This is a genomic window from Limnospira platensis NIES-39 (assembly GCF_026000695.1).
Taxonomy (GTDB): Bacteria; Cyanobacteriota; Cyanobacteriia; order Cyanobacteriales; family Microcoleaceae; genus Limnospira; species Limnospira platensis.
Window position 1 is genome coordinate 5,134,784 of record NZ_AP026945.1, and the last position, 12,799, is coordinate 5,147,582.

A 12,799-nucleotide genomic window follows, 5' to 3' on the forward strand; every position below is an offset into this window, starting at 1 on the left:
TAAACCCAATTGTTTAGATCTCTCTTTATTGAAAAAAAAGGAGTTGTTATGGCTTTAATAAATCTAAATTTATTGTCGGTGATAGCAAAAACGGCAAAAGCTTCGTTGCCTGTGGTTGCAGATATTGCAGAAAAAGCTGCGGTAAAAGTTGTGTTGCCTGTGGTTGCAGATATTGCAGTAGGATCGGTAAAATCTGTGTTGGCCGTTGCAGATATTGCAGCGGGAGCGGCAGAAGCTTCGTTCCCTGTGGTTGTAGATATTGCAGCGGGAGCGGCAGAAGCTTCGTTGGTCGTTGCAGATATCGCAGTAGGAGCGGCAAAAGCTTCGTTCCCTGTGGTTGTAGATATTGCAGTAGGAGCGGCAGAAGCTTCGTTCCCTGTGGTTGTAGATATTGCAGTAGGAGCGGCAGAAGCTTCGTTCCCTGTGGTTGCCACAATTGCAGGCGTAGCGGTAGAAGCGTTGCCTGTGGTTGCCGCAATTGCAGTAGAAGCGGCAGAAGTTTCGTTGCCTGTGGTGACCGGAATTGCAGTGGGAGCGGCAGAAGCTTCCTTGCCTGTGGTTGCCGGAATTGGAGTGGGAGCGGCGGTAGAAGCTTCCTTGCCTGTGGTTGTGCCTGTCGTTATAGGAGCTATGATAATTAACTTGACAGTTCAGATTATTAACTCTCCCGCTACAGTGGAAGCATTATGTTAAAGAAAAAACAACCTCCCCAATAGAAAGACTAAACTAACCTACTACTAAACCTTGTAGGTTGGGTGAAACCCAACAGTAAACCTTGTAGGTTGGATGAAACCCAACAGTAAACCTTGTAGGTTGGGTGAAACCCAACAGTAAACCTTGTAGGTTGGGTGAAACCCAACAGTAAACCTTGTAGGTTGGGTGAAACCCAACAGTAAACCTTGTAGGGTTAGAGATGGTAGGGTTGGGTTTCGTTCCTCCACCCAACCTACTAACTTGTAGGTTGGGTGAAACCCAACAGTAAACCTTGTAGGGTTAGAGATGGTAAAGTTGGGTTTCGTTCCTCCACCCAACCTACTAAACTAAACGATCGCTCCCAGTGATTAACCCTCGATTGTTGTACCATAAATGGGGCTAACTACCGACAAAATCCGTTCCCCAGACCTCAATTCCACCATGCGATCGCCATGACCATCCTTACCCCAAACCGGAACCACATCAGGAACTAAAGTTACCATACGATTTTCACTGGTTAAACAATAGATAGCCTCACCGGGAGTAGTCGCCACCAACCCCCGACAAGCATCATTGCGGGAGTGAAACTGTAACATCTGAGTACCAATTCCCCCTCGACGAGAACGTTGGAGACTTTGTAGAGAAATCCGTTTAAAATACCCTTGTTCTGAAACCAACAGAATAAACTTGTTGTTCAACTCACCAGTTGATGACAGAGTAATACAGCCCACCAACTGTTCATTTTTTCGGAGTCGGGTAGCCACAGAACCCTGAGCCGTGCGTCCCATGACGGGGATCTGGTCAGCATTAATATCCAAACGCAACAGCCGCCCCCCAGAGGTCGCCAAAACCACTTGATCGCCTGTAGCAGCCAGATTAGCATAACTTAACTCATCATTATCCTTGAGTTTCATTACGGTAATTCCCCTAGCGCTCAAATCCATGAAATCAGTCCCGGATAAGCGCTTAATCTTTCCCTCTGCGGATAGCATGATTAAATCAGTCTGATCGGAAAAAGCGCGCTCACGCTGGTCAGCATCAGTTTTTGGTCGCACCGGAGAGCTTTGTAAACCCGCCCCCAAAAACGCAGCCACAATCAAATCTTGAGGGCGGGTACTGGCATCTTTGGTGGCGGAGGGAGATAATAAGGTAATTAAGGGGACACCACGGGACTTGAGAGAAACACTGGGGATATCAGCCACATTCAAGGGGTAAGCCTTACCCATGCGGTTAATAATAACCAGAGTTTCCGCAGTGGTAGTTAGATAAGAGGTGACGGGAAAATCATCGATCGCCTCAATCGTAATATCCTCACGGGACTGGGGACGAGACAAGTTGTGGGGAGTCACTCGTCGCACATATCCTCTCAGGGTCATTTCGACCAAAGTCTCTTCTACCGCCGGTAATTGGGGGCGTAAAATCTTGGATTCAGTAGCTTTTGAGGGGGGATGCACCCCCTTAGAAGACCGGGCGGACACAGACTGAGATTCCTGGGACTCTGAAGAAACAATGCGAGTCCGACGTGGATCTGAGTATCGACGTTTAAGCGATCGCAATTCCTTTTTGAGGGATTTTAATAACTCCGATCGCTCTGATAATAAACGGCGCAGGCGCTGAATTTGCGCCGCCAACTCCGTGGCTTCCTCCTGCAACTTTTTCCCCTCCAACCCCGTCAATCGTCTCAGCGGCATAGCTAGAATTGCGTCAGCTTGCTCGGTACTGAAATCTAAACGAGTTTCTAGGGACATTTTAGCAGAACTACCATCGGGAGCATTTCGCAAAATATCGATCACCTCATCCAAAGCTGATAAAGCCTTGAGTAAGCCTCCCACCAAATGCTCCCGACGTTCGGCTATTTCTAACTCCGATCTATAGCGACGCAGGAGAGTTTGTTCACGAAACCCTAAAAATTCCTCCAGGATTTGTTTCAGGCTCAGTTGTCGAGGTTGACTGTTGACCAAAGCCAGGAAAATCGCCCCAAATTTCGACATCAAATCCGTGTGCTGATAGAGATTATGCAGCACCACTTCTGGGGTGGCTTCCCGTTTCAGTTCGATCACAACTCTAATTCCTTCGCGATCGCTTTCGTCTCGGATATCAGAAATCCCCTCCAATTTACCCGCATTCACCAAAGCAGCCACCTTTTCAATCCATCCCGCCTTATTTACCTGAAAAGGTAATTCCGTGACCACAATGGCATTTTTAGTGCGTTTACGACCCGATGTAGGTACCTGCTCAATTTTCGCCACCCCCCGCATCACAATACTACCTCGCCCGGAGGTGTAGGCTTCTTTAATGCCTTCTGTGGCGATAATTTCCCCCCCAGTGGGAAAGTCCGGTCCCGGAATCAGTTGCATTAACTTCTGATCGCAAAGGTCGGGATTATCAATTAAGGCGATTAAGCCATCGACCACCTCCCCTAAATTGTGGGGAGGAATATTAGTCGCCATACCTACTGCTATCCCAGAGCTACCATTGAGGATTAAAAACGGTAGCTGCGCCGGGAGAACTGTGGGTTCTTGTTGGGAATTGTCAAAGTTACTGGTAAAGTCAACCGTGGCTTCTCCTACCTGGGTCAGCAGTCCCTCATTACCGATAGTAGCTAACCGGGTTTCTGTATACCTCATGGCGGCGGGAGGGTCGTTATCTACCGAACCAAAGTTACCGTGACCCGCCAATAACGGATAACGACTAGAAAACTCTTGCACTAACCGCACTAGAGCATCATATACCGACTGGTCGCCGTGGGGGTGGTATTTTCCTAATACGTCCCCAACTACCCGCGCACACTTACGATAAGGGCGATCGGGTGTTAGCCCTAGTTCGTGCATCGCATATAATATGCGACGGTGTACTGGTTTTAAGCCGTCTCGGACATCTGGTAGCGCTCGCCCCACAATTACACTCATGGCGTATTCGAGGTACGATTGCTGCATTTCATTGGTTAATGATGTGGGTATCACTTCCCCGCAAAGAAAATTTAACTGTTTAGCCATGAGTTGGATCGATTTTAGGGTTTAGCAATTTTAATATTTGGGACACTCTAGGGATTTCAACACCTGAGTTAAAGACGATTTCGGAGCCTACTATTTTAGGTTAACTGCAATGTTGCCCGGTTTGGAGCAAAATTTGGCGATGCAATTGGGCATTTAATCAAGTTCAAGTTCCTGTTTTGCGGTCATAATGAGATCAGACGGGGATTTTTTGGGTTCGCCCAATACTATCAACCTCGTGTTATGATTGCACATCGTAACTGGAGAGTATGTCCAGCGGAGACTCTGAATGAAGACCGTTCTGATTGTAGAAGACGATCCGGTTAATGCCCGCGTTTTTGCCAAAATTTTGAGCAAACGAGGGGGATTAGCGGTTAAGCACACTGAAAACGTAGACGAAGTAATGCAGATAGCTCGCACTAAAGAGGCTGACCTGATTTTGATGGATGTGTCATTGGCTCGCAGTGTGTATCTGGGTAAAGCAGTCGATGGGATTAAAATTACCCAGTTGCTCAAGGCTGATCCAGATACAGCTAAGTTACCAATTATTCTAGTGACCGCCCACGCTATGGCGGGCGATCGCGAAGATTTTTTGGCCGAAAGTGGGGCTGACGACTATATTTCCAAACCTGTCATTGATCATCAAGAATTTGTCAATAAAATTAAGTCGCTCCTCCCCAAGGATTAGCTATGCTATCCTTAGAGTCGGCTGATGGTTTGTCGCATCCGAGGTGTGGAAAGAAAAGTCCGAGCATCCTCCATAAGGCGATCGCCCCAGAGGTTTTCTCGGAGAAATTCAAGCTCTGCATAACGACTATCTAGTTGCAGGGCTTGTTCTCCCAAGGTTAGAGCCCTCTCGGTGTCACCTTGTTGATAAAGGGCGACAGCAATGGCTAACAGCGGCTCGGCGGCGGTTTCATCAATGGCAAAAGCCTCTTCCCAACGCTGCACTGCTGAATCGGTTTTACCGAGTTCGTATTCCACTAAACCAATATTATTAATTGCTGGCCAGAGGAGTCTCTCCTGTTTATAGGCTTCTTCGTATTGGGCGATCGCTTGCTCAAATTGTCCCAGTTGAAAATAGGCATTACCTAAATCAAACAAGGCTCCGGGAACATTAGGATTGATTCTTAAACCCTGTTGGATTTGCTCGACAGACCTCTGATACTCTCCTTTGCGAAAATAAGCCTCCCCTAAAACAAACCTAATTGCTGGGTTGTCAGGGGCTAAGGCTTGGGCTCTGTTTAGGGCTTCAATTCCGGCTTCTGTGCGATCGACCTGGATATACAGACTACCTAATAAAGCCCAGGTTTGGTAGTTGTTGGGTGCTAATTGGGTGGCTAATTCAGCACGGGGTAGGGCGAGTTGGTATTGCTGAAATCGCGTGAGTTGGGCGGCTTCTTCAATTAAACCCTCTCCGGTTTGTTGTAAATGTTCTGAGTCTACTTGCAGGGTGTAAGGTAATAGGGCTTGGGCGAATGCAGGTTGACGCACACCCGTCAGACTCACCAACATGGGGAGGGTCAGTAGTAATCCACCTAATGGCCTGATTAGGCGTTTAGGGCGACTTGTGAAATGGCTAAAAATTGATGTCCAGAGCATGATGATTACAGGTGATCAAAGGGGATTTAATTTAGATTTAGGTTAGGGGAAGCCAAATTTCAAATTCTGTGCCTACACCCAGTTGCGATCGCAGATTCAGCTTGCCTCCGTGTTTGGCGGTGACAATTTGATAGCTTAACCCTAAACTGGTTTCTTTGTCAGCGCGACGATGGGCTGAGAAGGACTCCAGAATTTTCTTCGACTGCGACAATGACATCCCCGGACCATTATCACTTATTTTAATTAAAACCCAGGACTCCTGATTGAACTGACCCCTAGGGGGATTTTCTGGGTCGTCCTTCATGGCACTAACTTTGATAGTAATTTCAATGCGGGGGCGATCGCTTCTTTGAATCCGAAGGGCTGGCCCGAACTCGTCTACCCAGTCCTGTCTCACCGCCCGATCAATCAGAGCATTAACAGCATTGGTCAGAATATTCATAAACACCTGATTTAACTGTCCAATATAGCAGGAAACGGGCGGAACTTGCCCATAGTGGCGAATAATTTCGATTTCTCCTTTGATTTTGCTTTGGATTAACAAGACAATACTATCCAAAGACCCTTGCAAATCTGCTGGCTTGGGGTGGACATTATCAATATGACAGAAGTTCTGTAAGCTGGTTGCTAATCGATTTAGGCGATCGGCTCCCCCATTAATACTAGCAACTACTCGCGGTAAATCCGATCGCACAAAGTCTAATTCTATCTCCTCCTGTTTAGCTTCAATCTCTGGCGGCACTTGGGGAAAATGCTGTTCATAGGCAGATAATAACTCCATTAACCCTTGGGCGTATTCATTTAAATGGGTAAGATTACCCCAAATAAATCCCACCGGATCTAAGATTTCGTGGGCGACACCATCTACTAAGCGCCCTAGGTTACTCATTTTTTCACTCTGAATCATTTGGATCTGGCTGCGTTCATAACGCACTTGGGTTTCAATACCTCTAATTTGCCAATGGGCAATATTGAGATCATCAATATTTAAAATAGAGTAGGGAATGGCTGGATTTCCTGGATGAGCTACCACAATGGGTTCGGCAATTAGTTCTGGCGATCGCCTTCTAGCATAGCGCGCCGCCTCTAAAATGGTCATGGTTTCCGGTAAGACTAGCATCGGGAAACCCCCATAACTATAACAAACTCCCAAGGATTGACTTGCCAACATTTCTCCCCCTTGAGGTCGGATGAAAAACTCTAATAATTGTCGTCGGGAAAGCAGACCCACTAATTGAGGTTCCTCTGATTCTATGTCTTCCCAAATCAATACCCCAGGTAGTAAAGCGTGACGCTGAAATTGTCGGACTACTTCTGACACCGAGCTATCTGATTTTACACCAAAATGATAAGTTGGTAAATCCGTCAAGGTGCCTTCCCAGTCTAGGTCTGGGCTATTTCCCTCTAATAGTTTGGGGAAGGATAAGTAAGTTTTAAATTGCTCTGACACTGGATGCTATAGAGTTCGGAATTTTGATGCCGATTCGATTATAAATTATTCCGAGCCTTGAGTCGCTTAAATTTGACTATCCTTGTGTAAATCCATTAGGACCAATAGTGCGATCGCATTGTTCAGGAGATAGATTAACTCCCTTAGCCCGAAACAGGTTACAACCAATAAATATAGTATTTTCTATCTGCGCCCCTTCCAGATTAGCACCCTGTAGATCAACATTGACTAGGTAAGCATTTCGTAAATCCGCATTATACAGGTCTGCCGCTTGTAAATTCACATCAGACAATTGAGCCCTCTGTAAGTTACTATAGCGTAGATTAGCGCGATAAAAATTACTATGGGATAGGCAAGCATCAGATAAATTCACCTGGTTCAGTTTCACATCCCCAAATTCACTCTCCAGAATCTCCGTATTGCTCAAATTAGCATGACTTAAATTCCCATAAGGCATATATACTTTAATTAATCGACTGGCTACCAGATTAATATTCCGCAAATCCACTTCAAATAAGTTGGCTTTGACTATTTCAATTTTGAAAAAATCTCGTTGACCATTAACATAATTTATCCATAAGTCCTGCTCAGTTAAATTCTGCATTTTGGAATCATTTAAGATATCATTTGTTTTCCGGAATCTCTACCCACAAAGTCGATGGCAGTTTCACACTGTAGGACACCTAGACACCACAACTGATAAGTTTTAATCTTTTTTTTATAGTTAGCGATTTATGGGACTGAATAGCCAGTAGTTTTATAGATATAATCTTGAATTCTTTGATAAGTACCGGGGTTGCTGTGGCGATTAATCACTACCTGTTCATGGGTATTCGCCAACCAAAATACAATCCGCTGAGTACCATCACAGCTAAATACTTGGATACGACTTAAATCAATTATATATTCATTGCGGTCATAATTAAACTTAATCCAAAACCCGGTGGCTGGACTTTCTGCTGTTTGTTTTTTGATGTAATCGAGAATAATTTGATAGGTTTCTGGGTGAGTTTTTGGATGAATGACAATAGGATAGTTACCATCTTTTAACCAGAAGGTTAGGCGATTATTTAAGCCAAAACAAAATGCACCGATGCTATGGAGATCGATAATATAGGTTTCTCTTTCATAGATCAGTTTAATCCAGTGCGCCACAAGATTACCTCAAACCTGTGATTCTTGCCATAATTAGTATTCGGAAAAATGCAGGCAGCATGATAGATTACCAAAAATCCGCCCTAACCAACTGATAAATTCAATTGGCGGGCGTTAATTTCTAGGACTTATCAGCGGAATTATTGACTACCGCTGGGGGTTTACTCTCTGACCCCAAGGTGGTTTTCTTGTCTTTCTCTAAGAGATGACAAGCGGCTTTAATTAACCCTTTAAACAGGGGGTGGGGAGTATTAGGTCGAGACTGGAACTCAGGATGAAATTGGGTAGCAATGAAAAATGGATGCTGGGGAAATTCAATAATTTCTACCAAGCGACCATCTGGAGATGTACCACTAATCATATAACCGGTTTCCAAAAATAGACTCCGATAGGCATTATTAAACTCATAGCGATGGCGGTGGCGTTCATAAACCACTTCCTGATCGTACAGTTTAGAGGCGAGGGTATCAGGCTGTAACCTACAAGGATATAACCCTAAACGCATAGTTCCACCGAGATCGACAACATCCTGCTGTTCTGGTAATAAGTTAATTACCGGGTTAGGGGTGTTTGGATCAAATTCGGCACTATCTGCATTCGGTAATCCGGCACAATAACGCGCCCATTCGATAATAGAACATTGCATCCCTAAGCATAGACCTAAAAACGGGATTTGATGTTCTCTGGCATAACGAATCGCTGCAATTTTACCATCAATTCCCCTGACCCCAAAGCCCCCAGGGACAATAATACCGTGAACTTCTTTCAGGGCTAATTCTACATCATCAGTTTGTAGGTCTTCTGAATTGACCCATCTGAGATTGACTTCAGTTCCCACATCAATTGCTGCATGGCGCGCCGCTTCTACTACCGACAGGTAAGCATCGCTTAACTGGATGTATTTACCGACGATCGCAATTTCTACCGTAGTCGGTTCCATGCCCGGAAATCCACCTCTTTGGGTATGATAGAGGCGATCGACAAGAGTTTGCCAAGAACTCAGATCTGGCTGTCGCTGTTCCAATTTCAGAAGTTCCAAGGTTTGCTGGGCGAGTCCTTCTTTTTCCAAAATTAGGGGTACTTCGTAAATGCTATCAGCATCTTGGGCTGTAATCACACTCTCTACCTCTACATCACAAAACTCCGAGACCTTCTCCTTTATCCCCATAGGTAAAGGGCGATCGCACCTACAAACCAGAATATCTGGTTGAATACCAATTGATCGCAATTCCTTCACAGAATGTTGAGTCGGTTTAGTTTTCATCTCCCCCGCCGCACTAATAAAAGGCATTAAGGTAACATGGAGATACACCACATTTTTGCGGCCCACATCCTTCCGAAATTGTCGGATCGCCTCTAAAAACGGTAAAGACTCGATATCCCCCACGGTTCCACCAACTTCTGTAATGACCACATCTGAGTGTGTATTTTTGGCTACCCTATGGATACGTTCCTTACACTCATTGGTAATATGGGGGATCACCTGGACTGTTCCCCCATGATAGTCCCCCCGTCTCTCTTTATTGATTACAGCTTGATAAATCGCCCCCGCTGTCACACTATTTAGGCGGGACATAGAAGTGTCAGTAAATCTTTCATAATGTCCCAAGTCTAAATCAGTTTCTGCCCCATCTTGGGTAACAAACACCTCCCCATGCTGAAACGGACTCATGGTTCCCGGATCAACGTTAATATAGGGATCTAACTTGAGGATGGATACAGAATAGTTACGCGATTTTAGCAAACGCCCTAAACTCGCGGCCACAATTCCCTTACCGATACTGGAGACGACCCCACCTGTAATAAAAACAAACTTAGCCATAAAAATGATCCAACGCTAACCCATTGGGACTACACTTATTCTGCCATAAAACTGAACCTTTGCCAGTTAAATCTTGAGACTGAATACTTAATTTGTGTTAATGTTTGTTAATGTGTTTCCCCCTGGGCTAGACATAACTGAACTCCCTGCTAGATTAGGGTATGAGTGATTAACCGCCGTTAATATCACTATATTTAACATTCGAGCGACTGGGAGATAATTGCTCAAATATAGGATCGGCTTTTCCAGCTAAATACTCCCCATAGCGTTGGGCTAACGGTGGCACAAATACTAAGGGATTACTAAAGCCTGAAAATACATGGATTCCTGACCAATTTGGTATCGCACCTATCATGGGTAAACCATCCCCGGTAAATGCTACTAAACAGTGATACCAAGTGGCTGGCAAATCTGCTAAACTTGGTAAAATTTTGGCGATCGCCTCTCGGATAGTCGCCTCACTTTCCCCCTGATTAATCACCGCCTTCGGATTACTCAAAGTTCGCGAAGGTTGCCCGATTCTCAAACGACCATCTAACAATTGTACAGCACTAGGGTCTATAATAAATGGTGCTAATTCCTGATGGGGTTCATCCCACAACTCTTCTAGTTCCGGCTGAGTAGCGATCGCCTCCAGCCCAAATCGTGGCATAGTCGCCGACATCACCACAGTTCTGAGTTTTGGGGGCAATTTTGGGGTTTCTAAAACTTCCGTATGTGTAAAATGTATTTTAACTTTAATTCCCGCTGCTTTTAACAGTTCCCGACTCATCCCTCCCGCACAAACAACCACATTAGCAGCCGATAAATTTTCCCCATCTGCAATCACACCAGTTATCCGATTTCCCACTCTGATTAAATCAGAAACTATGCCAATTTTGACAGTCCCCCCTAACCGTTGTAAACCATTTACATATCCTTGGTTTAAAGCCTCTGGTAAAATGTGACCATGGCGCACCGTAAACGCACCAGCTATTTCCTCCGGGTTGAGCAGCGGTTCTAATTCGCAAGCCGTTGGAGTATCCACCCACCTAGGAGGAGTCACAAAGGGGGGATAATTAGCTGCTATGGTTTCCGGGTCAGTATCTCTGGGGACTGTTAACACTAGATCCACTTCCCGCAACTGCGTATCAACCCCTAACTCCTCTGATAAAACCTGATGGCGTTCTCGTCCCTGTTGACACAATTGATAGGTTAGATCATTATAACCCGCCCAATAAGCGAGTCCTCCATAACTGTAGCGCGTAGCATTTTCTGGAGTCGGAAACTGATCTATTAACATCACCGAAAATCCGGTTTTGGCTAATTCATAACTCAGGGAAGCACCAGCAATTCCCGCACCAATTACAATCCAATCAAAAGTTTTCATGGTCTACTTCTTAGATATATTACCTAACATTTTCCCATAAATAAGGTTAACGCCATGGTTACTATAGGCGATCGCCTGGGATATTGCTAGAGCAGCTTCTCTGGAAGTGGGCTGTACCCCATGAGTAGGGAAAACCCTATATTGCTGTGGCGGTTTTGATTGATGACGAAAATGCGATCGCCAATAATTTATGCCTCTTATATTCCCTCTAACTCCATCTCCCTAAACTAATCTCCTCCCGATATGGAGACCAGAACCCGCCCCAATGAGCATGGGGAAATTGCGGCTAAAATTCCATCGATATTCTGGGGGAAAATTAAGGCGGCGATACCGGTTCATATAAGATAGTTTTTCCTCGTCTTTGACCAGAATCTTGCCATCCCCGTTTATGTAGTTCTCCTAGGCGGTTTAAAGTGGTAATATAAGGCGCAGAAACTCCCAAAATCTCGGCTAATTCCTTGCCAGTTTTTAAGCGAGAATCAACTTCTTTTGCTGATGGTTTTGGTGGTGATGGTAGGGAAGGTTTTGATAACTTATTGGATAACTTACTAGCCGGGGACGCTGACGGCGGGGGTGCAGAGGGGCGATCGCTCGGTTTTGAGTCTATATAATTCTGCAATATATCCTGAATTTGGGGTTCCAGATTTTGTTGCAAATAATCTTCAATAATTTGTGTGATATTGAGATCCATTCTTCCCTCTAAACCCGGGGAAAAGGCGATCGCCACCTGATGATCCAGAGGTGCCAGATAAATTTTGATGAACCCAACTAACACCTGTTCAGGGGACATTTGATAGGTCGCACAACGTTGCTGGAAATCCTGCCACAGCTTAGGATTAACCTTCAAATTAATCGAAACTTCATGGTCTGAGAAAACCACAGAATCTACCCTATTGTAATAGCCTTTCTCATTATAGATTACTGCTTTTCCTGCCCAAATCACACAGATAGCAAAGGATAATTATACCCATTGCCCAACTCATCTTAAAACCTTACTATACTATTGATAAAGAAACTCAAAAAGTTATGAGCGATTCCAAACCCTACCAACCCTTCCTATTTCGCCTGTTACACGGCTTAAATAGCCTTTTAGTATGTGGATGTATTATCACTGGCTATCTCGTTTACCAAAGCTACGATCGCCGTTTCGGGACTCTCTGGTTAATCCCCGAAGATAGCAACCTAATCGACATTCATGGAACCTGGGGATTTTTCCTATTCTTTATGGCCTTAGCCTTCACCTACTACAGCCTACGCCAGGGGAAAAAACGCCTCATCCAACCTGACACCCTAGCCCAACTCAAACGCACCCCACAGCCTATCTGGTGGTACACCCTCCATCGTATCACCAACACCATAGCCCTATTAGCCCTAGCCCTAGCCGTCATTTCTGGCAAATTCCAGGACGAAAACTGGCTGAGGGTAGGAGAAACACATCATTTGTGGTATAATATCCACCTGGTAGCTTGGGGAATTATGATTGTGGCGATCGCCCTTCATGTTCTCATGGCGGCGCGGGTTGGGGGTGTTCCCCTGCTCTTGTCTATGGCTAATTCTCAAATACGACCCAGCGACCATCCTCGTCTCTGGTGGGATAACTTGCGAAACTGGCTAAAACGTCCTCGGTTTTAATCCTTAAAAACGGAAAAGGCACTTGGGAGTCTGGCCGAGTTTCGACCCCAAGTACCTCTTCCTTCAAACCTTACTCCTCACAC

11 protein-coding genes are annotated in these 12,799 nt (G+C 45.2%); 3 read left to right on the plus strand and 8 right to left on the minus strand.

Annotation, left to right across the window (positions count from 1 at the left end):
• The first annotated feature begins 9 nt into the window (after window positions 1-9).
• A complete protein-coding gene (locus N39L_RS25295) occupies window positions 10-693 on the plus strand; it encodes a hypothetical protein (RefSeq protein ID WP_035737094.1) in 684 nt (227 codons plus the stop codon).
• Window positions 694-1,061: 368 nt separating this feature from the next.
• On the opposite strand, the gene N39L_RS25300 is transcribed toward N39L_RS25295, so the two are convergent.
• Complete coding sequence (locus N39L_RS25300; protein ID WP_006618173.1) at window positions 1,062-3,689, minus strand: DNA gyrase/topoisomerase IV subunit A; 2,628 nt, start codon at window positions 3,687-3,689, stop codon at window positions 1,062-1,064.
• 286 nt (window positions 3,690-3,975) lie between these two features.
• On the opposite strand from N39L_RS25300, the gene N39L_RS25305 reads away from it, so the two are divergent.
• Window positions 3,976-4,374 carry a response regulator gene (locus tag N39L_RS25305; protein WP_006618172.1) on the plus strand — a complete coding sequence of 133 codons (399 nt, stop codon included), beginning with the start codon at window positions 3,976-3,978 and terminating at the stop codon, window positions 4,372-4,374.
• Between the two features lie 11 nt (window positions 4,375-4,385).
• Here the strand turns inward: N39L_RS25305 and N39L_RS25310 are convergent, their stop codons facing one another.
• From N39L_RS25310 to N39L_RS25340, 7 genes are all read right to left on the minus strand, one after another.
• The gene (locus tag N39L_RS25310) at window positions 4,386-5,237 is read right to left on the minus strand and encodes a tetratricopeptide repeat protein (RefSeq protein ID WP_434057613.1); all 852 of its coding nucleotides are present in this window, start codon (window positions 5,235-5,237) and stop codon (window positions 4,386-4,388) included.
• Between the two features lie 88 nt (window positions 5,238-5,325).
• Entirely contained in the window at window positions 5,326-6,738 is a 1,413-nt protein-coding gene (locus N39L_RS25315) for a sensor histidine kinase (protein WP_006618170.1), read from the minus strand.
• Between the two features lie 76 nt (window positions 6,739-6,814).
• Window positions 6,815-7,342 (minus strand): pentapeptide repeat-containing protein, encoded by a 528-nt coding sequence (locus tag N39L_RS25320; protein ID WP_006618169.1) that lies wholly within the window; start codon window positions 7,340-7,342, stop codon window positions 6,815-6,817.
• Between the two features lie 128 nt (window positions 7,343-7,470).
• Entirely contained in the window at window positions 7,471-7,893 is a 423-nt protein-coding gene (locus tag N39L_RS25325) for a hypothetical protein (protein ID WP_006618168.1), read from the minus strand.
• Window positions 7,894-8,014: 121 nt separating this feature from the next.
• Complete coding sequence (gene pyrG / locus N39L_RS25330; RefSeq protein ID WP_006618167.1) at window positions 8,015-9,715, minus strand: CTP synthase; 1,701 nt, start codon at window positions 9,713-9,715, stop codon at window positions 8,015-8,017.
• A 169-nt stretch (window positions 9,716-9,884) separates the two neighbouring features.
• Window positions 9,885-11,084 (minus strand): NAD(P)/FAD-dependent oxidoreductase, encoded by a 1,200-nt coding sequence (locus tag N39L_RS25335; RefSeq protein WP_006618166.1) that lies wholly within the window; start codon window positions 11,082-11,084, stop codon window positions 9,885-9,887.
• Window positions 11,085-11,400: 316 nt separating this feature from the next.
• Window positions 11,401-11,964 carry a hypothetical protein gene (locus N39L_RS25340; RefSeq protein WP_014276734.1) on the minus strand — a complete coding sequence of 188 codons (564 nt, stop codon included), beginning with the start codon at window positions 11,962-11,964 and terminating at the stop codon, window positions 11,401-11,403.
• A gap of 146 nt (window positions 11,965-12,110) precedes the next feature.
• Between N39L_RS25340 and N39L_RS25345 the strand changes: the two genes are divergently transcribed.
• The gene (locus N39L_RS25345; RefSeq protein WP_006618164.1) at window positions 12,111-12,716 is read left to right on the plus strand and encodes a cytochrome b/b6 domain-containing protein; all 606 of its coding nucleotides are present in this window, start codon (window positions 12,111-12,113) and stop codon (window positions 12,714-12,716) included.
• Window positions 12,717-12,799 lie beyond the last annotated feature (83 nt).

What these genes read in the sequence shown, in the direction of transcription:
- N39L_RS25305 (WP_006618172.1), top strand. Translation starts at nt 3,976, where the DNA reads ATGAAGACCGTTCTGATTGTAGAAGACGATCCGGTTAATGCCCGCGTT.
- N39L_RS25300 (WP_006618173.1), bottom strand. Translation starts at nt 3,689, where the DNA reads ATGGCTAAACAGTTAAATTTTCTTTGCGGGGAAGTGATACCCACATCA.
- pyrG (WP_006618167.1), bottom strand. Translation starts at nt 9,715, where the DNA reads ATGGCTAAGTTTGTTTTTATTACAGGTGGGGTCGTCTCCAGTATCGGT.
- N39L_RS25320 (WP_006618169.1), bottom strand. Translation starts at nt 7,342, where the DNA reads ATGCAGAATTTAACTGAGCAGGACTTATGGATAAATTATGTTAATGGT.
- N39L_RS25345 (WP_006618164.1), top strand. Translation starts at nt 12,111, where the DNA reads ATGAGCGATTCCAAACCCTACCAACCCTTCCTATTTCGCCTGTTACAC.
- N39L_RS25335 (WP_006618166.1), bottom strand. Translation starts at nt 11,084, where the DNA reads ATGAAAACTTTTGATTGGATTGTAATTGGTGCGGGAATTGCTGGTGCT.